This is a genomic window from Agarivorans sp. OAG1, from assembly GCF_037076485.1.
GTDB classification, from domain to species: Bacteria; Pseudomonadota; Gammaproteobacteria; order Enterobacterales; family Celerinatantimonadaceae; genus Agarivorans; species Agarivorans albus.
The window spans coordinates 159006-185472 of record NZ_AP028990.1; the positions used below are offsets into that span (position 1 = coordinate 159006).

A 26467-nucleotide genomic window follows, 5' to 3' on the forward strand; every position below is an offset into this window, starting at 1 on the left:
AGAAATGTTTAACAGTTTGTTTTTTCAACGCTTAGTACAAATGCTTAAATCTAAATGGGCAATCACCTTGCTGGGTTTTTTGGCGCTGGCCTTTTTGATCTGGTTTGGCGGACCATTGATTGCGATTGCAGGTGCCGAGCCTTTAGGTAGCGCCAGTGCTCGATGGTTCACCATCATTACGCTGGCATTAATCTGCATTATCTATCAGTTTTGGCAGCACGTTCGTAGCACTAAGCAAAATCAAGAAGCGGTACAATCGTTACTAGATGGTCAAGATGAGCATGGCGATGACGAAGAAAGCCGTCGTGAGGTAGAAACCTTACGCGAGCGCGTGGTTACCGCTTTAGACGTACTTAAAAATTCAAGTTTGGCTAAGGGCCAAGGGGTATATCAGCTTCCTTGGTACATTATGATCGGCCCTCCTGGCACTGGCAAAACTACCGCGCTGCAAAACTCAGGTTTAGAGTTTCCACTAAAAGACAAGCTAGGTGATGACCCATTAGCTGGTGTTGGTGGTACCCGCCATTGTGATTGGTGGTTTACTAACAAAGCGGTACTTATTGATACTGCTGGCCGTTATACCACCCAAGACAGCAACAGCGCTAAAGACTCTCGAGCTTGGTTAGGTTTTTTAGGTCTACTTAAAAAATACCGTACTAAACGTCCGATTAACGGCGCAATTGTTACCGTTAGCTTGGCTAGCCTAATTCAACAAACTCGTACCGAGCGCAACTTACATGCGCGTGCGATTAAGCAACGTATTCAGGAGCTTAAGAACCAATTAGGTATGCAGTTCCCGGTTTATGTGGTGCTTACTAAAGCTGACTTGATTGCCGGCTTTAGTGAATTTTTCGCCGACTTAAACGCTAACGAACGTGAGCAAATTTGGGGAATTACTTTCCCGCTTACTGCTGAGAATGCTGACACTGGCGTAGTGGGTTTATTTAATCGTGAGTTCCACGGTCTTTTGAAACGCATTCAAACTCGCTTAAACGTTCGTTTACAGCAAGAACGCGATATTGATAAGCGTACATTAATGTACGAATTCCCTAAGCAAATGCATCTATTGCAATCGAGCATTGATGATTTCTTAAAAGAAATATTCTCGCCAAATGCCTTTGAAGAAGCGCCAATGTTGCGCGGTTTGTATATTGCGAGTGCTACCCAAGAGGGTAAACCGATTGATCGGGTTATGGCCGAAACCTCAAACGGTTTAGGTTTAGGGCAAGTTCCCCTAAAACAGCAAGGTGGAGAAACTAAGGGTTACTTCATTAAGCGTTTGCTTGAAGACGTAATTTTCCCAGAAAAGTTTGTTGGTTCGGTGAATCGTCACCACCAAAAACATTCAATGTGGACACGACGCATTGTTGCTGGCGGCTGTGTGGTTAGCTTACTTACCTGTAGTTTGCTTTGGTACAACAGTTACAGTTGGAACAAACAATTGGTTGATACCAGCGAAGCAGCTGTGGATCAGTATAAGGCCATTGTTAAACCTGGTTTGTCTACCGATACCGACGTAATTACCTTGGTTCAGGCCCTGAACGCTTTACGCGATTTACCGGCTGGCTTTAGCCAGCAATTGGTGAATGAAGATGTTCATCGCATGGGGCTTTATCAGGGTGAAAAAATTGGCCAACCGGCACAAATGGCCTATCAGCGAGCATTACAAGGTTTCTTTGCGACCTACTTAACTGAGTCGCTTACTCACGAGCTGGCAGAGAACGAAGAATACCTCGAGTACCTCTACGAAACGCTTAAAACCTATTTGATGATTTACGATGCCGAGCACCGTGAAATTGAACAAATATATAGCTGGTTTGAGATTTTTTACGAGCGCCGTTTACCGGGTGAAATTAACCAAGGCCTTCGCCAAGACTTAATGGCCCATACTCGAAACCTGTTTGCTGAAGGAATTAACCTTGTCCCGGTTAATGACAACGCGATTGCTCAGGCGCGTAGCGTGTTAACCCGTATGCCTTTGGCCGAACGTGCCTATCAACGTTTACGTATAGAGTTTTTGTCTAGCCACGTAGCCGACTTTAGATTGAGTGATGTGTTTGGTCGCCAAGGCCGCCAAGTATTCATCCGCAATAGCGGTGAGCCGTTACATGAAGGCATTCCTGGCCTTTATACCTACAGCGGCTTCCACGGTTTGTTCCGCATTGAAAATAACCGCATTGTAAAACGCTTGATGGAAGACAGCTGGGTATATGGCGACAGCTTATCGATAGATGAAGCAACCCGTGATGAAGTGGTTAAAGCGGTGAGTGAGCGTTACTTCCGAGATTACGTTTTTGAGTGGGAGCAATTGCTGGCCGACGTGCAACTTCGCCCTTACGCTTCAGCTAAAGATGGCGCAGTGCTAGCTAAGAACTTAACTGGCTCTGAGCGACCTCTGCAAAGCTTTATTCTGGCTGTGCAGAAAGAGTTACGTCTTACCGAAGTGGCAATGAGTGACAACACTAAAATGGCCGGTGAAGTGGCTGGCAATGTTGCTGATGTTGCTTTGAAGAATCAAAAAGCACGGATTAACCGCTTCTTACCAAACGATATGTCCAAGGCAAAATTGGCCTTGCCCGGCGCTGAAGTAGAAGCAGAATTTGAAGACTTCTTGAACATTAGCGAAGCCGATCTAGAAGGCATGCATGTCTCTTTATTGCAACTGCGTGATTATCTAGAAGTATTGTCTGAGTCAAACAACAAACGGGCTTACACCAGTTTGATGGATGACAACAGCCAAGCTGCGGTTACTAGTGCGTTACGTCGCTCTCGCAAAGATTTACCGGCGCCGTTTTCAACCATGCTAGGCGAGCTGTCTAGCCAAACCTCTTCGTTGGCTAAACGTGGTGCTCAGGTACATGTTAATGCGATTTGGAAAGACAGTGTTTACAAAGAATACCGCGCCGCGATTCGTGGAAAGTATCCCTTTGATAGCAAAGCGGCTGATGAAGTTCGCCTAAAAGACTTTGGTCGCTTCTTTGGTTATGGCGGCACAATGGATACCTTCTTTGAGCGTTACTTGAAGTCTTCCGTTGATACCAGCAAACGTAACTGGAAGTTAGAGCGTTCGGTAGGCATCGACCCAGGCTCACTAAAAGTGTTCCAACAAGCTCGCCGTATTCGCGACGTATTTTTTGAGCCTGGCTCGCAAACGCCACGGGTGGAGTTTGGCCTTAAGCCGCTTTACTTAGATGGCCACATTAATAACTTCCGGGTTGAGTTGGGCGAACAAGAATTGGTGTATCGCCATGGTCCGCAGCGTACCTCTCACTTTATTTGGCCAACCGACTCTAGCCGCAGCACCCGTTTAGCCTTTGTGCCGCCTAAATCAGGTCACTCTATTTCAGAGACTTACCCAGGGCATTGGGGCTTGTTCCGCATGCTTGATGGTTTAGCTAAGCAGCGCCCTGACTCACGTAAAGATAACGTATTGGATATTGAGTTTAAGGGGAACAAAGTGCAGTTGGAGTTGATTCCAACAACCGCTATGCACCCATTCTGGTCTAAAGACTTAGCGAGGTTCTCATGTCCAGTAACGCTGTAAACGGCTTTGGTTACTTTGGCAAAGTGCCAGCACGTGGTGACTTTATTCAAAGTCATTTACCGAGTGATTTTGTTGCCAGCTGGAGTGAATGGTTGCAGGCCGTTATTGCGGTAAGCCGTGAGCAGCAAGGCGAGCGTTGGTTAGATTGTTACCTAACCAGTCCTATTTGGCACTTTGCTCTCTCCGCTGGGGTATGTGGTGAGTCTGCTATTGCGGGCACCTTAATGCCGAGTGTTGACCAAGTAGGCCGACACTTTTATTTCACTATGGCCAAACCGATTAACCAAGTACCGGTTGATGTATGGCAGCAACGTGAGTGGAGCGAGCTAAGCGAAGAAAAAGTATTAAAGCTGCTGGATGATGATACCGACGTGGTTCGCTGGGCAGAAAGCGTGGCAGAACTGGATTGGTTAGATGGCATCAAAGCCGCTAACCCATTGCTTAACCATGCTAAGCAGAGCGAGCAATTAGTGTTGCAAAGTGAGCAGGCGATTAGCGCTGAACATTTACTGCATCAGCAATTACGTAAGCGTTTAGATCGTTACTGCATCTGGTGGACTAATGGCTCTGAGCTAGTTCCTGAGTGCAGTTTGGTGAGCGAAAGTTTGCCATTAGTGAGCCAATTTTCAGCCATGTTAGATGGTCAATGGGAGCAATGGGGATGGTAGCTAGTCCAACTCTGATGGATGGATTTTTTGTTAGTTTTGCGCAAACCCATCCTGGCAAGGTTCGCCCTTACAACGAAGATGCAGTGCTTGATTTACGTGAAGAAGGCGTATGGGTAGTCGCCGACGGCATGGGTGGACATGCAGCGGGTGATGTTGCTAGCCAAATGGTGATTGATAGTGTGAAGCAGTGTGTTGAGCAAACCCCAGCAGCCAGCTTAAGCATCGATTGTTTACGCAAGGCCTTGTTGCAAGCTAACCAGCAAATCATCAATTTTTCTCAGCAACACCTCGATGGAAAAACCGCTGGCAGTACCGCTGTTTTACTGCATGTGCGCGATGGTTTTTATCATTGCTTGTGGGTGGGTGATAGCCGTATCTACTTGATGCGCCAAAATCATTTACAGCGTAAAACCCGCGATCATAGCCAAGTAATGGACATGGTGGAGCAGGGTTTAATCCCTGAGTCTGAAGCGGAAGATCATCCTCTTTCAAATGTTATTACTCGCGCCATTGGCGTAAGTGATGAACTCACCGTTGACCAAAATTCTGGTCAGCTATTGCCTGGCGACCAGTTTTTACTGTGCTCAGACGGTTTAACTAAAGAGCTTAACGACACCGATTTAGCCATGTGCATGCAAGCAAATAGCGTCTCTGATATTGGCTTGGCTTTAATGCATTCAGCACTGGTAAAAGGCGCTAGCGATAACGTGAGCTGTGTACTGGTTAAGGTGAGCCAAAGCGATGCTGATAGCGAAGAAGAGCATTGTGATGACACCGTGCCGGTGTTTTTTAATCGTCGTAATTCGGTGAGAGGCTAAGCGAATGTTTCAAGAATTGTCTGATATTGATTTTGAAAAACTTGCACAGCCTGTGTCAGAAGACTTACCAACCGGCGAAGACCCGCGTTTAGACGCATCGCCATTATCTACGTATTTTACCCTCAAAGATGTGCGTAATACGGCTCGCGCCGCGGAACGTAATGCTTTGGTGGATAACGAACCCTTACTTAGCTTTGCTAATGAGTGGGACCCGATTATCAATCAAGTACCTGAAGTACTGGTTGAAAGCTGTAAAGACTTAGAGTTAGCGGCTTGGTTAATCGAAGGTTTAGTTCGCCGCAAAGGCTTTAAAGGCTTACGCCAAGGCTTTGATATTGCGCGCACCTTAATTGAAAACCATTGGGAACATTTATATCCAAGCCCAGACGAAGATGGCTTAGTGACACGTGTTGCTCCTTTAGTTGGTCTAAACGGCTACGACGGCGAAGGCACCCTGTTGATGCCAATTGCCTGCGTGCCACTCACTGACCTTATCGAAGAGCAGCCGTATTCGCTGTGGGAGTTTGAGCAAGCCAGTGAAGTTGAGCGTTTAGAAGAAACTAAGCGCAACCAGCGCCATGCTTCTGGCGCAGTAAAGCTTGAAGACATCACCCTTACAGTAAAAGCCACCAGTACCGCGTTTTTCACAGAATTACTGCAAGACATTGAAGCGGCTTCTCAAGCCTATTTGCAGTTATCTGCAGCAATGGATGAAGCGGTGGGTGAGCCACAACCTAGTTCGCACATAGTTAAGCGTTTAACCGATTGCATGGAGGCAGTGCGTTACTTGGCTGCCGACAAACTTAGCGCGGTTGAGCTTGAAACGGTAACTGAAGAAACACTAACAGAATCTGATGAACAGTCCGGTGAGGCAGTGCCAGAAGGACCCAGTAATCAACTAAGAAATCGCGCAGACGCGATCCAACAACTCGGCAAAATTGCTGAGTTCTTTAAGCAAACCGAGCCTCACTCGCCAATGGCTTATGCCATTGAACAAGTGGTTCGTTGGAGTGGAATGAGCTTGCCAGATCTATTGCAAGAACTGATTTCTGACAACGATGCTCGGACCGGTTATTTCCGATTGACTGGTATTTCATCGGAATCACAGGACTAACGTGGTGCTTAGCGCTCTGCGTGTTAATCAAGAACAAGGAGATTGATATGGACAGTATCCACGGCAAGTTGTCTCGGGTACGCAAGCCACGAGTTCACATCACTTATGATGTAGAAACTGAAGGGGCTGCAGTTAAAAAGGAACTACCTTTTGTAGTGGGCGTAATGGGCGATTTTGCGGGCGACAACACCGCAGCCTTAAAGCCACTAAAAGACCGTCGTTTTATCCAAATTGACCGTGATAACTTCGATGACGTACTTAAGCGTATGAATCCTAAACTGGAATTTAAAGTTGATAACAAGCTGGCTGATGACGATTCACAAATGTCAGTAGCGCTTGAGTTCAGCTCAATGAAAGATTTTGATCCGGCTGCGGTAGTTAACCAAGTTGAGCCATTACGTAAGTTAATGGACACCCGTAATAAACTGCGTGACTTAATGACTAAGGTTGACCGCTCAGAAGATCTGGAAAACATCTTAGAAGAAGTGCTTAACAATACTGATTCTCTGCAGAAGCTAAAAGGTGAGCTTGAAAAAGAGCCTAGTGCGGAGGGGTCAGAATGAGCGTAGAAAGCCAAACTACTCTAGATCCAAGTGTTGAAGAAGCACAAGGTTCAATTTTAGAACAAGCGATTGGTGCCACTAAGCAAACAGATAGTTCTCGTTCAGAAGAATTATTACGTACGCTTACTGATGAAGCGTTAAAGGGAACAGTGAGTTGGAACAAAAACTTAACTGTAACTTTTAGAGAAGCCATTGCCGGTATTGATGAGCTAATTTCTAAGCAGCTTGCTGAAGTGATGCACCACGAAAGCTTTCAAAAGCTAGAAGGCTCTTGGCGTGGTCTTAACTACTTGGTGATGAACTCTGAAACCAGCCAAACACTTAAGATCCGTGTGCTTAGCATGAGCAAAAAAGAGCTGCACAAAGATTTAAGTAAAGCGGTTGAGTTTGACCAAAGTCAGATCTTCAAGAAAGTGTACGAATCTGAATTTGGCACGCCAGGCGGCGAACCTTATGGTGCCTTGGTGGGCGATTACGAATTTACCAATCACCCAGAAGATATTGAGTCGTTAAGCTTAATGTCGAACGTTGCTGCCGCTGGTTTTGCGCCGTTCTTATCAGCTTCTTCGCCAGCCTTGTTTGGTTTTGATAACTGGACAGAACTTAGCAAGCCTCGTGATTTAGAAAAAGTATTTGAGTCTCTTGAATACACTAAATGGCGTTCATTCCGCGAAAGCGATGATTCACGCTTTGTAACCTTAGCGATGCCTCGTGTATTAGCGCGTTTACCTTACGGTGAAGCAACTACACCCATTGAAGAGTTCAACTACGAAGAATTCGAAGTTGATCAGCAAACCGGTATGGCACAAACCACCGAGCACGACGAGTACTGTTGGATGAATGCTTCTTACGTACTGGGTGTACGTATGACTGAAGCCTTCGCTAAATATGGTTTCTGTACGGCTATTCGTGGTGCAGAGGGTGGCGGTAAGGTTGAAAACTTACCTTCTCACCTATTTGTATCTGACGACGGTGACCCAGATCTTAAGTGTCCTACCGAAATTGGTATTACCGACCGTCGCGAAGCAGAGCTTAGCAAGTTAGGTTTCTTACCGCTTTGTCACTACAAAAATACTGATTACGCGGTGTTCTTTGGTTCGCAGACTTGTCAAAAACCGAAGAAATACGATAACCCAGACGCAACAGCAAATGCGGCTATCTCATCTCGCCTACCTTACATGATGGCCACCTCTCGTTTTGCCCATTACCTAAAAGTAATGGCGCGCGACAAAATTGGTAGCTTTATGGAAGCCGAAGACGTTGAAAACTGGCTTAACCGCTGGATTCTTAATTACGTGAATGCTTCTGAGGGCGGCGGTCAAGAAATCCGAGCTAAATACCCATTGGCTGACGCCAAAGTTCAAGTAAAAGAGATTCCGGGCGCGCCTGGTTCGTACAACGCAGTTGCGTGGTTACGTCCTTGGTTGCAAATGGAAGAACTGACTACTTCACTGCGCTTAGTCGCAAAAATCCCTGAAATCGGCGGATAACTAGATTGCGGGCCGCAAGGCCCGCCTTATTACTATGACCATGAGCCAAACTTTACCACCACTGAGTTTTGTGGATAGCCAAAGCCTGCATCAAGTTGAGTTAGATACTCAACATGTTGATGTGGATTGGTGTGCCCAGAGCCAAGTGGTGGATAAGTTTTTAGCGGCAGAAGATGCCTATTTAGCACTGCGAATTTGGTTAGAACGAGACAATCAACAGTATGACTCGGCCTGGACGGCGGAAACCTTAAGGCCGATTTTGCTGCGTGCCATTCGCGACATTGATGAGCGTTTAAATGACCAAGTGAACGCGATTATTCACCATCAACGGTTTCAGGACTTAGAAGCCAGTTGGCGCGGGGTGAAATACCTTACAGAGCATTCAGGTACTCAAGACCACAGCCTGGTTGCCAAGGTTAAGTTAATTAGCCTTAACTGGCGCGAGCTTTGCCGCGATGTATCTCGTGCCATCGAGTTTGATCAGAGTGAACTGTTCAAGCTTATTTATACCAATGAGTTCAACATGCCGGGCGGTGAACCCTTTGGCATGATTGTGGGTGACTACCAAATCTCGCACAAAGCCAAACGTGGCATGCCTACTAACGACATTGATGCGCTGCGGGCAATTAGCCATGCAGCAGCCGCCGCGTTTGCGCCTTTTGTTACTGGCGCTGCGCCATCAATGTTTGGTGTCGATTTCTTCAGTGAGCTGGCATCAGTTCGAGATATTAGTGCACAGTTTTCGCAAGCTGAATACATCAATTGGCGCAAGCTGCGTAGCCAAGAAGACTCCCGCTTTTTAGGTATTACCGCGCCCAATATTTTAATGCGTGAGCCCTATCAGCAAGATGGCCGTCGCCAAGAAGGCTTTATGTTTGTTGAGCAAGTTAATGATGCCGAAGGTGACTACCTATGGGGTAACGCCGCATATGGTGTCGCAGCCGTGGCTCTGCGCGCTTTTAAAGAATCTGGCTGGTTTAGCCAAATTCGTGGCTTGCAGCCAGGCCAATACAAGCACGGTTTGGTATTCGATTTACCCAGTTCTCGCTTTAAGTTTTCGCGCCATATGCGCTCGGCTAAGCCCTCGGTGAATTTGCAAGTTGGCGACCGTTTAGAGAAGCAATTGTCTGACAGCGGATTTATTCCGGTGTCTACAGTTCCGCATACAGAGCACTTAGTTTTGTATAGCAATGCCTCCGTCAACTTACCGAAAAACTACGACAGTTTATCGGTAGCGGTAAATGCGCGCTTATCGTCGATGTTGCAATACGTATTGTGTGTTTCTCGCTTTGCTCACTACTTAAAAGTGATGGGGCGAGATCGAGTCGGTTCATTTGATAACGCTAACTTGATTGAGCGTGACCTGCAAAGTTGGTTGCATGCGTACACCACCGCCTCTGATGAAGCCTCCGACGAAATTCGAGCGCGTTACCCGCTAAACGAAGCCAAGATTCAAGTTAAAGAACAAGCCGGTAAGCCCGGCCATTATTACTCCATTATCCATTTGCGTCCGCACTTTCAGCTCGACCAAATGATCTCCAGTATTCGCCTGATAACTGAGTTATCTCCAAGCTATAACCAAGCAGGATAAACAGATGCAACAACAAATAAAGCAGTTGATTCAACAAGGACAATTAAGTGAAGCAATCGCGCAAACCATTGCTCACCTAAAAGTGATGCCTAAGGACTTAGATACACGCAGCAGTTTTATTGAATTGTTATGTATTGATGGCCAGCTAGAGCGTGCTGATCAGCAGTTGGACTTGTTGGTTAAGCAGCATCCGCAGTGTGTTCCAGGTGCCTTAAACATGCGCCAACTAGTGCATGCCGCGCAATCGCGGGTAGATTTTGCTGCTGGTGGCGATACCGCAAGTTTGGTGACGGGCGCGTCGCAAACTTTAGCGCCTTTGGTGGAAGTGCGCTTGGCACAGTTAAGTGATAACAAAAGCGAGTTTGAACAAGCTGCTCAGCAACTAGAAAGCTTACGCCAATCAGCTGAAGTAGAGATTAACGGTAAAAACTGTAACGAGCTGCGTGATTTAGATGACAGCTTAGCGGGTTACCTAGAAGTATTTGGCTCTAATGGTTTGTATTACTTTGTGCCGTTCTCTGACATCACTTGGTTAAAGCTACTGCCCGAAACCACCTTGTTTGAGCACATTTGGCGCCGCGCCGAGTTAGACATTAAAGATGGCCCTTCCGGCGAAGTGTTCTTACCAATGACCTATGTAAACAGCCAAAGCGATGCAGAAAAGCTAGGTAGAGAAACCGATTGGCAAGCCATTTTAGGCTCTGAGTTTTACCAAGGTCGAGGGCAAAAAATGTGGTTAGTAAATGATGACGCATTAGCTGTTTCTCAGTTGGAGTCGTTCTCTGTAGAAACAGCCACCGAGGCTGCTGAGTAATGAGCACTGTTCAACCCGCTTTGCAGCTTTCACTACTCGACAGGTTAAGTAATAACTTGGATGAGAATGCTGCAAGCAGTGATATCTATTCAAGCTACGGGCGACAAGCTTATCGGCGCAGTATTCGCCGCGATCTAGAGGCTTTGCTTAACGCCAAGTTGCATTGGCATACCTGGCCTGAATGGTACAGCGAGTTGGACAAATCACTATTTAGTTATGGTTTGCCAGACTTCTCATCTATGCCTCTGAGCAGCCAAGATGGCCGCGAGATGTTGTGTCAAATTGTTGAGCAAACCATTCGCAAATTTGAACCTCGTTTTATTGATTTATCGGTGACAACCGTAAGTGAAGAGCAACCGCTTGATCGGGTATTGCGCTTGCGTATTCATGCTCTTTGTCATGCCGATCCTGAGCCAGAGGAAATGACCTTTGACTCTGAAGTTGAACCGGTATGCCTTGGCATAAAAATAGTTGAGTAGAGCATGAGTGACGAGCTGTTAAAGTACTACAACCGCGAACTAGCTTACTTACGCCACATGGGGGCTGAGTTTGCCGAGCGCTATCCCAAGGTGGCTGGCCGTTTGCGCATGAGCGAAGAAAGTGTGGAAGACCCACATGTTTCTCGATTACTCGAAGGAGTGTCGTTACTTACGGCACAGGTAAGACAAAAGCTTGATGACAGTTTTCCAGAGCTAACCGAAGCTCTGTTAGGGCAATTATATCCCGATTACCACGCGCCAATTCCGTCGATGTCGGTAATCAAAATGAGCACGCAAAATGTTACTGACTATAGCTTGATGATCCCCAAAGGCACCGAGTTAGAAACTCAAGTGCCGGGTTACAAAAGTTGTCGTTTTAATACTTGCTACGATACCGAAATGTGGCCAGTAGAAGTTACTCAAGCGAGCTTTGAAGGTGCGCCGTTTAAAGCGCCACGCCCTAACTTTCAAAAGAATGCTGCAGCGGTAATAAAACTGCGTTTAAGCTGTGAATTTGATGATGTGGCCTTTAGTGATGTGGGCGTGCAAAAAATGCGTTTCTACATTCACGGACAACCGCAGCTTAGCTACAAGCTTTATCAACTTATTTTCCAATCTAGTGTGGGATTGGCGTTTGCCTCTCCGGGCAGTTTACAAGCTAATCACTACTTGCAGGCCCGTCATATTAGTGCGGTGGGTTTTGCTGATGATGAAAGAGTGGTGCCTTATGATCAGCGAACTTTTAATGGCTATCGCTTGCTGGTTGAGCACTTTCTTTGCCCTGAAAAGTTCATGTTTTTTGAGCTACAAGATTTAGATCCTAGTTGGTTTGGTGACCAGCATGAGGTGGATTTATACATTTATCTTGATAGCGATTCAGACATACTGGCGAAGCAACTTACCGCCGATAATATTTTGCTGGGTTGTGTGCCAGTGATAAACCTATTTGAAGATGAGCTGGAGCCTTTACGTTTAGACCCCGCTCGTTTCGAACACCGCTTAGTGCCTCGTTATCGAGATGCAGATATCTCCGAAGTAGTGCGAGTAACCGAAGTAGAAGCCTTCGATCAACACGACAACAGTGTTGATGTAACGCCGTTTTACGGTAGCCAGTTACCGCATTACCCTCAAGCGGGGAATTTGTTCTGGACGCTACGCCGTGAATTAAATAAATGGGCTGGTGGACACGACGAACCCGGTGTTGAAAGCTACTTAGCAGTGGTTGATGGTGACGCTAAAGCCTTAGATATCGAGCAACATGAACAATGGTTGGTATCAGCTAAAGCATTATGCAGTAACCGAAATTTGCCAGCGCGCTTGCCTTTTGGTGGTGGACAGCCATCGATAGTGGTGCCGAGCCGTGCCGATTCGCTTAAGAATGTCCGTTGCTTATTGCCCTTTAGCGAGCCTATTCGCCCCGCTATGTTTGATGCTTCCCGTTGGCAGTTGGCTAGTCATCTAACCCTTAATCACTTTGCCCAGCCTAATGCGGTTAAGTTACTGCAAGAGCTATTACAGCTTTACGATTTTAAGCAATCACCACAAACCAAAGTATTGATTGAAGCTATCGCTAAGGTAAACATCGAGCGGGCGACAGCTCGGGTTGTGCAAAATGGCCGAGTGGGATTTTGCCACGGTTCAGACATTATTTTGGAGTTTGTTAATCAAGAACTCTCCGGTATTAACTTGTTCTTCTTTGGCAACGTATTGGCGCACTTTTTCGCTCAGTACACCACCATAAACAGCTTCACCCGTTTATCGATTAAACACTTGGGTGCCAGCAATGTATTACACCGTTGGCCGGCGATGGCTGGTGACAAGGAGCTGATATGAAGCTGTTTGACACCTTAAACAGTGGCAGCGAGCAAGACTTCCACCACAGCGTGGTTGCTATTCAAGCTGGCCGAGGTGCACAGCACAACGGTGTGGGTTCTGATACTTTACCCAAGAATGAGGCCTTACGTTTTAAAGTGCCGCAAAACTTGGGTTTTCCGGGCAAAGCTTTGGAGCGGGTAGAAGCGCCTGTTTCTGAAAATCAGCCTTATTCGGTGTTTGTTAACTTCTTTGGTTTAACTGGTCCAAGTGGTGTGATGCCCCGTCACTACAGTGAATGGGTAATGGATCGTTGCAAGCAGAAAGACGAATCGATGCGAGACTTTCTGGATATTTTCCATCATCGCCTGATCTCTTTATATCACCGCGCTTGGGAGAAATATCAGTTCCCACTGCAGTATCAGCGTCAGCAGCAAACCAACAAGAAAGACCCTATTTCTAGTGCCTTGCACTCTTTATCTGGTACTTCAAATCATACCCAACAATACCTAGGTGGTTTGTTTGCTCAGTCTATTCGTAGTGCGCAAGGTTTAAAGCAAATTGTAGAGCTTATTTCAGGCTGCAAGGTTGTGATTAATGAGCATTTAGGACAATGGCTATCGCTAAGTGATGAAGAGCAAACCAGCTTAGCGAGCCGGGTTAATCCAGAAGGACAACATGCGCAACTAGGACGCAGTGCCACCATTGGCAGCAAGGTCTGGGATGTAGGTTCTGCATTAGAAATTGAAATTCATGCAGCCAATGCACAAGGGGCTCAGCAACTTTTGCCGGGCAGTAAAACACTTTCATTATTACAAGAAACCGTCGCCGAATACTTGCCCGCGCACGTGCGTCCTCGTTGGAGCCTAATGGCCCGTTATCGAGATATGCCTAGTTCGCGTTTAGGTAAAACCGGTTTGGGCTTAGGCCAAGGTAGCGCGCTAACCATTAACAGTAAGCGAATGGACGAACAAACCAAAATCCCCATCGCGTAGTAGATTTTGTTTAAAGGATTATAGGAAATACAGATGTCGACAATGACTTTAAAATCAATGGTTGAGAAGCTATCGCCCACAGCCAAGCAGAGCCTAGAAGCGGCCGCTGCGCTGTCTAATAGCCGCAGTCATTTTAGTGTAGAGATCCAGCATTGGTTATTAGCGATGTGCGAAGGCCAAACCGAAGACCTTATGCTGGTGGCCGAGCATTTTGCGGTAGATATTGATGCATTAACTGCCGATCTAAATCGCAATCTAGAGAGAGCTAAAACCGGTAATCAGCAAACTCCTGGTTTATCGCCGCAAATTGTCAGCTTATTGAGCGCCGCGTGGATGGCCGCCACCATTGAATACAACGCAGATAATATCGCGCCTATCCACATTATTCATGCCTTGTTAAACGACGATACCCTTAGCTTTAGCACCATGCATTTCTTGAAGCAGTTAGAAAACATCGACCCGGCTCAGCTGGCGCATGTATGGCCGACGCTTAATCAAAATGCCGAAGCTGCAACAGCAAGCCAAGTTAAAGGCTCGGGCAAAACACCAAGTTTAGATCAGTTTACTATCGACCTTACCGAGCAGGCACGCTCTGGCAAGCTTGACCCAATACTTGGTCGCGACGAAGAAATTCGCCAGATGATCGACATTTTAACCCGTCGCCGCCAAAACAATCCGATACTTACTGGCGAAGCCGGTGTAGGTAAAACGGCAGTAGTAGAGGGTTTAGCGCAGCGTATTGCTGATAACGATGTGCCAGAATCACTGCAAAACGTAAAGATTCATGTTTTAGATTTAGCCTTGCTACAAGCTGGTGCGGGCATGAAAGGTGAGTTCGAAAATCGTCTTAAGTCGGTAATCAGTGAAGTGAAGAGCTCAGCTACACCTATTATCGTGTTTATCGACGAAGCGCATACCTTAATTGGTAGCGGCGGCCAAGCTGGCCAAAATGATGCCGCCAACCTGCTTAAGCCCGCGCTGGCGCGCGGTGAACTGCGCACTATTGCGGCGACTACTTGGGCCGAATACAAAAAATACTTTGAGAAAGATGCAGCGTTAACGCGTCGTTTCCAAGTGGTTAAAGTAGAAGAGCCAAGCGAAGAAAAAGCCATTGTGATGTTACGCGGCTTACTACCTGTGATGGAAAAGCACCATCGCGTATCAATTAGCGACCAAGCATTGCAAGCCGCAGTGCGTTTATCTAACCGCTACATTAATGCTCGCCAGTTACCCGACAAAGCCGTAGCTTTGCTTGATACCGCCTGTGCCCGCGTGGCGATGAGCCAAGCTGCTACCCCTAGCCAAGTAGAGCGTTTACAACGTAAACAACAACAGTTGGTTGCGCAAATCGAGCAACTAGAACGCGAGCAGTTAACGGGTTCTGAACACCAAGAATTGTTGCAGCAGCTCAATGCAGAATTAGCAGATACTCAAAGTTCCTTTGAGCAAGCAGAAGCTACTTGGCGAGACGAGCAAGGTATGGTGCTTCAAGCTAAGCAACATGCCGATAGTATTCTCAATACTGAGGAAGAAACCGAAGAAAATGCCCGCGAGCAGCTGGTAGAAATTAAAGCGAGCTTGGCAGAAGTTGCCCAACCAATGGTGTTTTTAGAAGTAGACGAAGTACTAGTCGCTGAAGTTATTGCCGATTGGACTGGTATACCACTGGGCCGCATGCAATCAGACGAAGTGGAAACCATCTTAAGTTTGCCACAAAAAATGGGCGAGCGAATTGTTGGTCAAGACCACGCACTAGAACTCATTAGTAAAGTGGTGCAAACAGCGCGTGCTCAGCTAAGTGATGAGCGCAAGCCAAACGGTGTGTTTTTGCTAACCGGGCCAAGTGGTACTGGTAAAACAGAAACAGCGTTAACCCTAGCCGAGCAAGTATACGGCAGCGAAGATAACTTAACGGTTATCAATATGTCGGAGTTTAAAGAGGAACATAAAGTTTCTCTGTTGGTGGGTTCACCTCCTGGCTATGTAGGTTATGGTGAAGGCGGTGTTCTAACTGAAGCCGTGCGCCGTAAGCCATACAGCGTAGTACTACTAGACGAAATGGAAAAAGCCCATCCGGGCGTGCAAGATATTTTTTACCAAGTGTTCGATAAAGGCACCATCAAAGATGGCGAAGGTCGAGACATCGACTTTAAAAATACCATCATCATCATGACTTCTAACGTGGGTACCGAAACCACCACTGGTTTATTTGAAGATGAAGAAACAGCTCCTGATATTGAAGGGCTAAAACACGCTCTAAGTGATGATTTGCTCGCGGTATTTAAGCCGGCCTTTATTGGTCGCCTAAATCTCATCCCATTTGTGCCACTTAACCGCGACACGCTAAATCAAATTGTGCGTTTACAGCTAGGTAGAGTTGAGCAGCGATTTGCTCGAAATTACCAAGCAGAATTAAGTTTTTCTGAAGCGGTCATCGAACACCTAAACAGCCAGTCTCAAAATGCTGATGTTGGCGCAAGGGCAATTCAAAATAATATTCAAAATGAATTGTTGCCTGTGATCTCTAATAAGGTATTAGAAGCCATATCTCAACGCCTTAATATAGAGAAAATTAGCGTAGATTTAGTTGAAGATACTTATTGTGTCGAAATGTTGTAATTAGTGTTTTCACTATTGATCAAAATATTTATAATGTACCACTTAATTGGGTTGTGATTGTTATTCAGTTTTTGATGTTTTTGACATTTATTAAATTGTTTTACGGTTTCGACTAATAAAATTGCGCGTGTTAAAACGCTGCATTAAAACATACCCATTAGGGTTATTTTTACTTAATTAGCTAAAGGAAATTAGCATGCAAGCGAATACTTATTTGAAGTACGGCGATATCAAGGGTGAAGCGACAGCTGAACAGTACAAAGACTTAATTACTCTTTTGTCTGTAGATTGGTCAGTAGCACGTGAAATCTCTTCTCACACTGGTACTGCTCAAGATCGTGAAGCGAGTGCAACGCGTTTATGTGATATCAACATCACTAAAATGCAAGATAAAGCTTCTCCAGATCTTTTCAAAGAAGCCACTATTGGTAAGGGTAAGCCAGCGGTTTTCCACATTACTAAGCAAGGTGAGAAAATCGAAGAAATCATGAAAATTGAACTGACTGATGCAATGATTTCTAGCTACTCAGTATCAATTCAAGATGACCGCCCAGTTGAAAACATCACTATTTCTTACACAGAAATGATGATGACTGTTACACCTACCGATGACCAAAACAATGTTCAAGCTCCGCTTGTTTACGGTTACAGCGGTGTTAAAGGCCAACAAATGTAATTGGCTTTCTGCGGGGTAGTTAATCTATCCCGCTTATTTTTTTAACTAGCGTGAACATGAAGCATATGGAAAAGGCAAGTCAAAGTAAGAATATCATTCAAATAGAAACGCCATTGGGTAAGGATGTATTACATCTTACTCAGTTTGATATTCAGGAAGGTATATCTTCACCTTTCTCTATTAATGTTTCTTGTTATACAAATGGACAGATAATATCTGAGTCCGACGTTATTGGAAAACCGGTTACCATTAATTTAGATTATCTAAAAGGTAAAGCCAGTGTTACCCGTTTTTTTAATGGCGTTGTTGCCAGTATTACTTCTCTAGGTAGTCGTGTTCCTAGTGAAGCAGAAGGCGAAAAATACCAAGATTACCAACTACAGATCGTGTCGAATTTACACTTTCTTAAGCAGCGTAGTAATTGCCGAATTTTTCAAAGCTTAACCGCTGACGAAATCGTAAAAAAGATTTTTGCTGAACACGGCGTGCAAGTAAAAAGTGAACTTAAGGGCAGTTACCCAACTTTGGGTTACAAAGTTCAATATAACGAAAGTGATTTTGCCTTTGTGCATCGTTTGCTTGAAGAAGCAGGCATCTTTTACATTATTGAACACAGCAAGGCCAAGCACAGTGTTGTATTGGCTGATGCTTTGAGTGCCTACCGCGAAGCAGAAGAAAGTAAAGTAGCCTTTACCACCGGCTCATTATCAGAGTCTCACGTGTTCTCTTGGAGTGGTAACCTAAACATCACTCCGGGAATTGCCAGTAAAGGCGGTTACGACTTTATAAAACCAAGCGCAAAACCAAAGGGTGAACAGCAAAATACGGCGTTAACCAAACAACAGCAAAATGGCGAAGTGTTTGAGTATTATGCCGGTTCCGAATTTAACCCTGCTTTGCAAAATGCTGCCAACGTAGCTTTAGAAGCAATGCAGCGAGATGCCTTAGTGTGCCGAGGTGGCAGTACTTGCGCTACTTTTAGCGCTGGTCAGTACTTTGGTTTTAAATCACATGAAGATCCCGCTCAGGTAGGGAAAAGCTACTTAATTACTCAACTTAGTTTAAGTGTTGCCATTACCAGCCAAACTGGCGCAGCTAAAAACAGCGGCCAAGTGCTACACAATCAGTTCTCTTGCATCCCGGCTGACGTATTGTTCAGACCATCCCAAACCACGGCTCGGCCGGTGATTCATGGCGCCCAAACAGCCTTGGTGACGGGTGATCCGGGTGAAGAGATCCATGTAGATAAATATGGCCGTATTAAGGTGCTGTTCCACTGGGATCGCGAAGGCAAAAGTGACAGCAACAGCTCGTGTTGGATTCGGGTTTCGCAAAACTGGGCAGGCAGCCGTTACGGCGCATTCTTCTTGCCAAGGGTGGGCCAGGAAGTACTGGTTAGCTTTTTAGAAGGTGACCCTGACCAACCGGTGATTACAGGTGCACTATACAACGGCGACCAAATGCCGCCTTATGGCTTACCGAGTAAAAAATCGCAGTCTGGAATAAAGACTCGCTCAACCAAAGGCGGTGGCGAGAGTAACTTTAACGAAATTCGTTTTGATGACGATGCCGGTAAAGAGCTGCTTTACATGCAGGCAGAGAAAGATCTGCAAACCGAAATTAAACAAAACCAAACTGAAAAAATTGGTAAAGATCTCAGCATTGACGTTGCCGAAAACCAGTCTGAGAAAGTAGGTAAGAACCTAGTAATAGATGTAGGCAAAAATATCGATTTAGTGGCTGGCAGCAAAATCACCATTAAAGCGGGCGGCGCTTCTATCACCCTTTCAAGTGGCGGCAATATTGATATCAAAGGTACCTCGGTATCGATTAACGGCACCTCTATCGCGCTTAAAGCGCCAGCTATTTCACTGAACTAAGGGACATAATGGGTAAGCCAGTAGCAATGCTTGGGTCATTTCATGTATGTCCTAAAGTGCAAAACAAAGTACCTCATGTTGGTGGCCCGGTGGTTGGCGGTAACGGTACGGTAACTGCTGGCGGAATGCCGGTTGCTTGCGTGGGCGATAAGTTGGTGTGCATTGGACCGCCAGATACGATTAAGTCGGGTTCCTCTTCGGTTACGGTTGGTGGTAAAGCAGTAGCGCGATTAGGCGATTCAACCGCCCATGGCGGCAAAATTGTAGTAGGTAACCCTACGGTGTTAATAGGCTAGGCATGAACTTGCAGCTAGATATTGAGGCTCTGCAGCTTGGTGAATACAGCGATTCAAACGCTATTTTTGGTTTAAGCGATGATGAGATTGCTGCAACCGTAAGCATTAAGGGCGAGCAGGCCCTGCGTCACTACAGCTTTAATGAAGCAGATCGAGCCAAACTAGCCAAGCTAAAAGTCGATGCTGATGCGGTGTTTGTATTGCTGCCAGAAGCGCCTTTAGAACAAGCAAAAAGCCAAGTTTATCAAGATACCTTGGCATTGGTGCCTCAGTTAGCGCAAAGCAAAAAAGTGTATTTGTTTCCCTATGGTCGCTGCGCCATGCAATTAGCGCTGCGCCAAGCGCTTAAGTTATTTAATCAGCAGTTGGCGGGCTCAATTCAAGTGCTGGCTTATCATCAAGATGAGCGTTTAGCTGCAACGCAAGCTCTTGAGCAAACCGCTAGCATTGCTAGTGAGTGTTTCATCGCTGCTCGGTTACAGCCAGCTAAGCGTGGTTTTGCTGTGCCTTGGGCCAGCTATGAGGTGCAAACCTCAGATAAAAGCATAGCTGCAACAGTGGCGGCGTTAATCCAACGTTATCGTGGCCAGTGCGGACAAGAGCTAACTCAATGCTATATGCCAAGTGCCTTAAGCAGTGAGTTAATGGATGGCTGGTTAGCGGCTTTTCAATGTTTTGAGAGTAGCGTTGGTTCGCGCAGCCAAGTGATATTTGCTGATGCCAGAGTCGGGGACTTAGCGGCCTGTACTGGCTTGTTTAATTTGTGTCATTTATTTACTCACTATCAGCAGCAAAAACATGCTGGTTTGAGTTTTCAATTGGATATTTCTGATCAGACCTACCGCAGTGCAATGATGCTCGCGTGGGTCGCCTAGTGGTGTAAAACAGCAGTATGGATGGAACCCAAAAAGAAGTAGTCACTGGAATTGACGGCTTTGCTTATGACTTTTTTACTGGCAAACGTAATGTGGGCAACAAGCCTGCCTTTAGTGATGCCGAAAAAGCAGCGGCATTTTTAGCTAACTTTGCAGGTGCTGCTGATAGCAATGGCAAAGGTTTACGCCGTTTATACCGTTTGGTCACTACTACGCCGGCTGGCGATCCGCATCAGAAATTAATTACCGCGTTAACGAATGGTGAGGTGTGGTTTCAGCGCCAAGCTGAAAAAGCTATTCCTCAACATTCTCCAGCTTCGAGGCCCTCTTGGAGTTCATCCGTCCCAAATGAACCCAAAGCTCCAGGAGGGCGCTCGAAGACCCAACAGCAAGGTAAAAACCAAAATAGCAGTGATGACGTCACTCAAGCTGTTGACCATCCCGATACTCAAACTTGCGGTGATCCCATTGTAATGAGCAGCGGTGAAGAAGTGCTGCAATTAGACGATGTGTGCTTGCAAGGTCATCGTGAATTAGTTTGGCAGCGCACTTATCGCTCAAGTCTTTCGCATCAAGATGTGGGTTTAGGTTTAGGCTGGCGAAGTAATTTTCATTACAGTTTGGAACAGTTACAGGGTGAGCAAGCGGGTTGGTTGTTTACCGATGCACTAGGGCATCAGCAGCATTTTCCTTATGTGGTCGTCGGCGCTAAAAGTAGCCAGGTTAAGTCGGGCATGGTGTTGCAACATCAGCTTGAAAACATTGTTATTAGCAGTGCCAATGGCAAAACTTTGCAGTTTTCTAAGCAGCAAGAACAGTGGCTGCTTACCAAAATCAGTGATGGTGTCGATACGCATTATCGACTTAGTTATTCTGTTGCTCCTCGCTTAACCCATGTTGAAATCAACCATAGCCAACAACTGTTCCTACGCTATGACCTAGAAGGTCGGCTGGTTGAATTACTCAGCTCTAAAGCCGAAACAGCGCAAAGCTATGCAAGTTATACCTATGATGAACAGGGGCATTTAAGCACTGCGGCCAACCGTTTGGGTCAGCAAGAACAGTATCGTTATCAGCAAGGTTTATTGATTCAACGAACCCGCGCTTCGGGGTTTTCTCACTACTTTTCTTGGGATGGCTGTGAGCAAAATGCGCGTTGTATAGAGCAATGGGGCGATAACGAGCATTATCACTATCGATTTGAGTATGAGCTAGAGCAAGGCCTTAGCCGCAGCTTTGATAGTTACGGAAACTGTTGGACTTACTGGCATAACGCACAAGGTCAAATCCTTAAAAAAGTTTCGCCCGACGGCGCTTGTTGGTTATTTGAATACGATGAACTACAGCGCAAAATTAGTGAAACAGACCCAAATGGCGCGACTACTCGTTACCATTACAATGCGCAGGGCCAGTTAGACGCTGAGCTAGCGCCAAATCAAAATCTTACTCGTTATAGCTATAATCGCTTGGGTTTTGTTACACAGGTTGACTATGCCGACGGCTCATCGCTTAAGCGTGAGTACAACAGCCTTGGTTTGTTAACCACAGAAACCGATGTACAAGGTGTGGTGACCGAATACCGCTACGATGCGCAAAGCCGTTTGGTGAGTAAAATTGCCAGTAACCAGCCTAATCAACAATTTTGGTGGAATGAGCAAGGCTTGTTGAGCGCCAAACAAGTAGGTGAAGCGTTAATTCGCTATAGCTATAACGCTATTGGTGAGTGCAATGGTGAAGTAGATGGAAAAGGCTGGGTTGGCCAATACAAACGCGATGAACGTGGCAACATTATTGAGGTCTTGTCTTATCATCAGGATTCGCCAGAGCAATGTCAGCGTAGGGCCTATCGCTATGATGAAGCAGGGCGAGTGACTAAAGTGACCGACTCGCTAGGGCGTAGTACAAGCTACGAATATCAAGGCTTGTCGCAGCCAGCTAAACAGATTAACCCCGACGGTTCATGGTTGGCTTTTTGTTACGATAAAGAACGTAATCTTACCGCCATTTCACGCAGCGACGAGCAGGTTTATCAACTGGAATACGACAGTTGCGAACGTGTTAGCAAAACCATTGGTTTTGATGGCCGCGAGCAGCATTACCAATACAACCTAGCGGGTCAGCTTACTCAAGTTGCAGAAAATAGTGAGCGGCTGATTCAGCTAAAACGCAATTCTCTAGGTCAGGTAACCGAGCAGCGCAGCACCGCTAATGGCATTACCCTGATTAACGATTTTACCTATGACTTACAAGGTAAGTTGAGCCAAGCCAACAATGCTGCGCGCAAACTACGTTTTAGCTACTTCGCTAATGGCCAGTTGCAAGAAAACTGGCAAGACAATTGGCAATCTATTTATCAATTGAACTCACAAGGATTGCGCAGCCATACTCAACTTCCCGACGGCAATGCCTTAACTTATCGCTACGATGAACAAGGGCGTTTATCTGCGATATGGTTTAACCAGCAGCCTGTGATAAGTCGCAGCTTTAACGCTGTTGGTGAAGAAGTAAGCCGCGAGCTAAGCAAGCGCCACCAATTGCATCATCACTATGATGCACAAGGCCGCTTGTTAAGCCAGCAATGGCAGTTAGAACAACCTGAACAAGCGCCAAGCATTATTGAGCGTCATTACCGTTTTGATGCGGGCGATCAACTTTTAGGCGTGAGTGACAGCGAGCTGGGCGACAATAACTACAGTTATGATGCGCTTAGCCAACTCACCAAGGCTACTAGTCACAATGCTAATAACCAGCAATTTGAGCTGGATAGTTTTGCCAACCCCAAACAAGCCGACATGTTGGGTGACAAACTGCTGGGTGATGAGCAGTGTAGCTACCGTTATGATCGCTACGGTAACCAAGTACTCGCCAGCCAAAGTAAGGTGCGTCAGCAACGCGTATTTAACGGCTTAAACCAATTAGTTAGGCTTAGCCAAGGCCGCGACAACACCGTTTATCACTACGATGCCCTAGGCCGTCGCAGCTGCAAAATTACCGCCCAAGGGCAAACCGATTACCTATGGGAAGGTAATCAACTAATTGGTGAACATAGCCAAGGCCAATTTACCTGGTATGTCTACGAGCCCGATAGCCACCGCCCTTTAGTAATGATTAAACAGGGTCAGGTTTATCATTACCACCTCGACCATATTGGTACGCCTGTTCGCTTAAGCGACGAGCAAGGCAATATAGTATGGCAAGCCCATTACCAAGCCTATGGTTCGATAGAACAACTAAGCGTTAAGCAAATAGACAACCCGCTGCGCTTTCAAGGTCAATACTTCGATGAAGAGAGCGGCCTGCACTATAACTTTCACCGCTACTACTGCCCGCATCAGGGCAGGTACATACAACAAGACCCAATTGAATTACTCGGTGGCTTAAACCTTTATCAATACACCCCAAGTCCAACTAACTGGGTAGACCCCTTAGGGTTATGTAAAGAAGATGGTAACCCATTAATGAATGCAGCCTATTTCATTGGTGGTATCACAAAGTTTTGGGGAGAGAGCACTCAAGCCGCAATAGAGGCAATAGTCGCGAACCCTGTTGAGGTGGCTTATGATGCCGCTTATACCATTGTTGATACAGCATATTATCCTATTGATTATGTGACCCGCCCATTTGGTTTTACAACCGGTGCAGTGGATAGAACAATACATCGTGTTAATACAGGCATTGATGGAATAGAACAGTTTGCTGATACTGTGTCTGTGAATTGGGAGCAGGGTGATTGGGAAGGGCTTGGTGCCAGTACCGCTGCCGTTGGGATGGTTTTAAACCCTAAGTCACTAGTTAAAACTGCACCTGGTCCTTCGAGGGTAAATCGGAATATTAGTTCAGAATTTACTGGAAAGTATAAAGGTAAGTCAGTTGTCTTGAAAAATATTGAAGTTCGAAAAATCCACTATACCCGTCGAAGTAGAGAATCATTGGCTGAGTTGAGGAAAAAATTTGACTCTTCTGTTAGAAAGAACTTCTTAAAGTCGATAGGCAATGATGCTGAGAAAGTTAACCTTATGAAAGCAGCAGGCTTAAGCGATGCTCAAATTGCAAAAGTTGCACAAGGAGGCGTTCCAAAGGGGTACAACGTACACCATAAGATACCTATTGACGACGGTGGAGATAATGACTTCTCAAATCTAGTATTAATTAGAAATAACTCTGAGCACTATACTATAACTAATGCTCAGAAGGATTTAACGAGCGATATTCCATATGGTAGTACAGCAATAGTTGAGTTTCCGATTCCCCCCGGTTTTCTTTACCCGATGAACGTAAAATAGTTGGATTTATTGATATGCAACAGTTATTAGAAAAAATTAGAAGCATAGCTTCGGAATGGGGGGAGGTGTTGGAGCCACCTGCTACCGATATCGAAGTCATTGAGTTGGTAGGAACAGTTAGAAGTTTATTTTCTATAGAGTTACCAAAAGAATTCTTAAGTTTTTTGAAATTGGTAAACGGCTTAGAATTTAACGGACTTATTATTTATGGTACCAAAAATTCTGAAACAGACTTAAATGGCTCATCTCTAGATATAGTTGAGATGAATGAAGTTTTTCGAGAATCTTTAAGAAGTGATGAATTAGATGTGATAATTGTCGGTGAGGATAGCTCAGGGATTCTAGTTTACGAAAGTAGTTCTGATAAATTTCAGTTTAGAGATCGAATTGGTATAGACCGAGTTGATTCTTTTTCTTCTTTTGAAGATATGCTGAACATAGAAATTGAAAAAGTTATTTAATAAGGGTTTGTTCATTTTTTTGAGTCTTAAAAAATAAATGGGGCAAAGTCATTTTAAGCTCTTCTTTGCGCACTGGTAGCGTTAGCATTGTAGTTAGCAAAAGGTCATCATAAAAATTTATAAATATAGCTTTGTACAAGGAATCACAATGGCTAAGTTACAAATCACCCAATCTGTAGGCTTGGGTGGGGTTAATAAACCTAATGACATAAAAGCAGTGCAAGCTGCACTAAACAAGCTGATAGGGCTCATTCCACCAACTAAGAAGTTAGTGGAAGACGGCAAGTTAGGGTCGAAACCAGAAAATTCTAAAACCGTTGCTGCAATTAAGGCCTTTCAAAAGAAAGTCGTGGGCATGGTGCGCCCCGATGGAAGAATTGATGCCAATGGCGGCAGTCACCGAAAGATTAATGAAAAACTAACAGCAACCTCATTTACCAAGTCTACCCAGCAGCTTAGCGCTAAAGGAGTGACACTACTTCAAGGGATAGAACAGCTCAGATTAAAACCATATGATGATCAGAACGGGCTAGATATATCAGCTTGGGTTGAGGGTGCAACTATTGGATATGGGCACTTGATTAGTCTTGCTGAATGGCCAAAGTATCAGAATGGAACGACAAAAGCGGAAGCAGATATTTTGTTTAAAGCCGATCTCAAGCCCTTTGTGGATAGTGTAAAAGCTTGTATCAAAGTTTCCATTACACAATGGCAGTTTGATGCCTTAGTCATTCTTGCATTCAATATCGGAACTAACGGCTTTAAAAAGTCTAGTGTTGTTAAGCTGGTTAATGATCCCAAAGCAACAACTTCTTACATAAATTTGGAAAGCGCGTGGAAAGCGTGGAATAAATCTCAGGGAAAAGTTAACAAGGGGCTAACAAACCGCAGAAATGCTGAGTGGAACATATTTAGTAACAATATTTATAAAGGTTGGTAGCATGAAAAAACGTAACTGGATAAAAGTTATCTCTGTCTGTTTAGTTTTATTCTCAGGGAGCGCCTTTTCTATTGATAACCCTGATGCCCCTAATTACTTAGGTGAGTTTGAGATAACTTCCGGAAAATATGAAGTGGCATTGTCGAATAGTGACAGCAAAAATGTAGACTTTATTTCAGAATATGCAGATTACCACGCTTTTCTCGATAAGGAACTTAATAAGGCTTATACACTTCTGAAGACCGCGCTTAATGAGGAAGAATTTAAGTCATTAAAAGCTTCCCAACGTAAGTGGATTGCATTTAGAGACTCAGAGCTGCAATTTATCAACGAAAATTGGAATAGAGTCAATTTTGGTAGTTCTTATAATCTTTCTAGAAACGCTTATAAAGCTGAGCTAGTTAAAGCGAGAATTACTCAGCTGTATCAATATGCAAAAAATTATAACTAGGTCTTTGCAGCAAGCTGAAAGCGACTAAAGGCGCTCTACTGTTGGAATATTAAAGTAGGCATCGGGATCGCTTTCTCTTAGTTGCTTGAGTTGGTTTT

The 26467-nt window shown here is 45.3% G+C and carries 20 protein-coding genes; all 20 read left to right on the top strand.

Annotated features, from left to right (window positions below; translation table 11 throughout):
* Positions 1-4: 4 nt before the first annotated feature.
* The 20 genes from tssM (at position 5) to OAG1_RS00870 (ending at position 26369) form a co-directional block, all read left to right on the top strand.
* Positions 5-3544, top strand: a complete 3540-nt coding sequence (gene tssM, locus OAG1_RS00775; protein ID WP_338623144.1) for a type VI secretion system membrane subunit TssM — start codon at positions 5-7, stop codon at positions 3542-3544.
* Positions 3526-4212 (top strand): type VI secretion system-associated protein TagF, encoded by a 687-nt coding sequence (gene tagF / locus OAG1_RS00780; protein WP_016399945.1) that lies wholly within the window; start codon positions 3526-3528, stop codon positions 4210-4212. Before tssM ends, tagF begins: the two co-directional genes overlap by 19 nt.
* Positions 4206-5030 carry a protein phosphatase 2C domain-containing protein gene (locus tag OAG1_RS00785; protein WP_227981479.1) on the top strand — a complete coding sequence of 275 codons (825 nt, stop codon included), beginning with the start codon at positions 4206-4208 and terminating at the stop codon, positions 5028-5030. The genes tagF and OAG1_RS00785 overlap by 7 nt, the downstream gene beginning before the upstream one ends.
* A gap of 4 nt (positions 5031-5034) precedes the next feature.
* Entirely contained in the window at positions 5035-6144 is a 1110-nt protein-coding gene (tssA, locus tag OAG1_RS00790) for a type VI secretion system protein TssA (protein ID WP_016399943.1), read from the top strand.
* Between the two features lie 47 nt (positions 6145-6191).
* Positions 6192-6707 (top strand): type VI secretion system contractile sheath small subunit, encoded by a 516-nt coding sequence (gene tssB, locus OAG1_RS00795; RefSeq protein WP_016399942.1) that lies wholly within the window; start codon positions 6192-6194, stop codon positions 6705-6707.
* Complete coding sequence (gene tssC / locus OAG1_RS00800) at positions 6704-8197, top strand: type VI secretion system contractile sheath large subunit (RefSeq protein WP_016399941.1); 1494 nt, start codon at positions 6704-6706, stop codon at positions 8195-8197. The genes tssB and tssC (OAG1_RS00800) overlap by 4 nt, the downstream gene beginning before the upstream one ends.
* 34 nt (positions 8198-8231) lie before the next feature.
* Entirely contained in the window at positions 8232-9788 is a 1557-nt protein-coding gene (gene tssC / locus OAG1_RS00805; protein WP_152783829.1) for a type VI secretion system contractile sheath large subunit, read from the top strand.
* 4 nt (positions 9789-9792) lie between these two features.
* Positions 9793-10602, top strand: a complete 810-nt coding sequence (locus tag OAG1_RS00810) for a type VI secretion system accessory protein TagJ (RefSeq protein WP_338623155.1) — start codon at positions 9793-9795, stop codon at positions 10600-10602.
* Positions 10602-11081 carry a type VI secretion system baseplate subunit TssE gene (tssE, locus tag OAG1_RS00815; protein WP_016399938.1) on the top strand — a complete coding sequence of 160 codons (480 nt, stop codon included), beginning with the start codon at positions 10602-10604 and terminating at the stop codon, positions 11079-11081. The genes OAG1_RS00810 and tssE overlap by 1 nt, the downstream gene beginning before the upstream one ends.
* 3 nt (positions 11082-11084) lie before the next feature.
* Positions 11085-12914 carry a type VI secretion system baseplate subunit TssF gene (tssF, locus tag OAG1_RS00820; protein ID WP_338623159.1) on the top strand — a complete coding sequence of 610 codons (1830 nt, stop codon included), beginning with the start codon at positions 11085-11087 and terminating at the stop codon, positions 12912-12914.
* A complete protein-coding gene (gene tssG / locus OAG1_RS00825; RefSeq protein WP_016399936.1) occupies positions 12911-13888 on the top strand; it encodes a type VI secretion system baseplate subunit TssG in 978 nt (325 codons plus the stop codon). Before tssF ends, tssG begins: the two co-directional genes overlap by 4 nt.
* A gap of 33 nt (positions 13889-13921) precedes the next feature.
* Complete coding sequence (gene tssH / locus OAG1_RS00830) at positions 13922-16507, top strand: type VI secretion system ATPase TssH (RefSeq protein ID WP_338623163.1); 2586 nt, start codon at positions 13922-13924, stop codon at positions 16505-16507.
* Between the two features lie 196 nt (positions 16508-16703).
* On the top strand, positions 16704-17183 hold the full coding sequence (locus tag OAG1_RS00835; protein WP_016399934.1) for a type VI secretion system tube protein Hcp: 480 nt from the start codon (positions 16704-16706) through the stop codon (positions 17181-17183).
* Positions 17184-17248: 65 nt separating this feature from the next.
* Positions 17249-19063 (top strand): type VI secretion system tip protein TssI/VgrG, encoded by a 1815-nt coding sequence (tssI, locus tag OAG1_RS00840; protein WP_221075570.1) that lies wholly within the window; start codon positions 17249-17251, stop codon positions 19061-19063.
* A gap of 8 nt (positions 19064-19071) precedes the next feature.
* Positions 19072-19359, top strand: a complete 288-nt coding sequence (locus tag OAG1_RS00845) for a PAAR domain-containing protein (RefSeq protein ID WP_016399932.1) — start codon at positions 19072-19074, stop codon at positions 19357-19359.
* A 2-nt stretch (positions 19360-19361) separates the two neighbouring features.
* Positions 19362-20234 carry a hypothetical protein gene (locus tag OAG1_RS00850; protein ID WP_338623171.1) on the top strand — a complete coding sequence of 291 codons (873 nt, stop codon included), beginning with the start codon at positions 19362-19364 and terminating at the stop codon, positions 20232-20234.
* Positions 20235-20251: 17 nt separating this feature from the next.
* Complete coding sequence (locus OAG1_RS00855) at positions 20252-24517, top strand: RHS repeat-associated core domain-containing protein (protein ID WP_338623173.1); 4266 nt, start codon at positions 20252-20254, stop codon at positions 24515-24517.
* A 14-nt stretch (positions 24518-24531) separates the two neighbouring features.
* Positions 24532-24978: a YrhA family protein gene (locus OAG1_RS00860; RefSeq protein WP_338623176.1), complete on the top strand. Its 447-nt coding sequence runs from the start codon at positions 24532-24534 to the stop codon at positions 24976-24978.
* A 148-nt stretch (positions 24979-25126) separates the two neighbouring features.
* Positions 25127-25918 (top strand): glycoside hydrolase family protein, encoded by a 792-nt coding sequence (locus OAG1_RS00865; RefSeq protein ID WP_338623179.1) that lies wholly within the window; start codon positions 25127-25129, stop codon positions 25916-25918.
* A 1-nt stretch (position 25919) separates the two neighbouring features.
* A complete protein-coding gene (locus OAG1_RS00870; protein WP_338623183.1) occupies positions 25920-26369 on the top strand; it encodes a lysozyme inhibitor LprI family protein in 450 nt (149 codons plus the stop codon).
* Positions 26370-26467 lie beyond the last annotated feature (98 nt).

Coding starts and splice junctions, on each gene's coding strand:
- OAG1_RS00810 (WP_338623155.1), top strand. CDS start 9,793: ATGCAACAACAAATAAAGCAGTTGATTCAACAAGGACAATTAAGTGAA.
- tssB (WP_016399942.1), top strand. CDS start 6,192: ATGGACAGTATCCACGGCAAGTTGTCTCGGGTACGCAAGCCACGAGTT.
- tssG (WP_016399936.1), top strand. CDS start 12,911: ATGAAGCTGTTTGACACCTTAAACAGTGGCAGCGAGCAAGACTTCCAC.
- tssF (WP_338623159.1), top strand. CDS start 11,085: ATGAGTGACGAGCTGTTAAAGTACTACAACCGCGAACTAGCTTACTTA.
- OAG1_RS00855 (WP_338623173.1), top strand. CDS start 20,252: ATGGATGGAACCCAAAAAGAAGTAGTCACTGGAATTGACGGCTTTGCT.
- tssM (WP_338623144.1), top strand. CDS start 5: ATGTTTAACAGTTTGTTTTTTCAACGCTTAGTACAAATGCTTAAATCT.
- OAG1_RS00870 (WP_338623183.1), top strand. CDS start 25,920: ATGAAAAAACGTAACTGGATAAAAGTTATCTCTGTCTGTTTAGTTTTA.
- OAG1_RS00835 (WP_016399934.1), top strand. CDS start 16,704: ATGCAAGCGAATACTTATTTGAAGTACGGCGATATCAAGGGTGAAGCG.
- tssE (WP_016399938.1), top strand. CDS start 10,602: ATGAGCACTGTTCAACCCGCTTTGCAGCTTTCACTACTCGACAGGTTA.
- OAG1_RS00850 (WP_338623171.1), top strand. CDS start 19,362: ATGAACTTGCAGCTAGATATTGAGGCTCTGCAGCTTGGTGAATACAGC.
- tssC (WP_016399941.1), top strand. CDS start 6,704: ATGAGCGTAGAAAGCCAAACTACTCTAGATCCAAGTGTTGAAGAAGCA.
- OAG1_RS00860 (WP_338623176.1), top strand. CDS start 24,532: ATGCAACAGTTATTAGAAAAAATTAGAAGCATAGCTTCGGAATGGGGG.
- OAG1_RS00865 (WP_338623179.1), top strand. CDS start 25,127: ATGGCTAAGTTACAAATCACCCAATCTGTAGGCTTGGGTGGGGTTAAT.
- tssI (WP_221075570.1), top strand. CDS start 17,249: ATGGAAAAGGCAAGTCAAAGTAAGAATATCATTCAAATAGAAACGCCA.
- tssA (WP_016399943.1), top strand. CDS start 5,035: ATGTTTCAAGAATTGTCTGATATTGATTTTGAAAAACTTGCACAGCCT.
- OAG1_RS00785 (WP_227981479.1), top strand. CDS start 4,206: ATGGTAGCTAGTCCAACTCTGATGGATGGATTTTTTGTTAGTTTTGCG.
- OAG1_RS00845 (WP_016399932.1), top strand. CDS start 19,072: ATGGGTAAGCCAGTAGCAATGCTTGGGTCATTTCATGTATGTCCTAAA.
- tagF (WP_016399945.1), top strand. CDS start 3,526: ATGTCCAGTAACGCTGTAAACGGCTTTGGTTACTTTGGCAAAGTGCCA.
- tssH (WP_338623163.1), top strand. CDS start 13,922: ATGTCGACAATGACTTTAAAATCAATGGTTGAGAAGCTATCGCCCACA.
- tssC (WP_152783829.1), top strand. CDS start 8,232: ATGACCATGAGCCAAACTTTACCACCACTGAGTTTTGTGGATAGCCAA.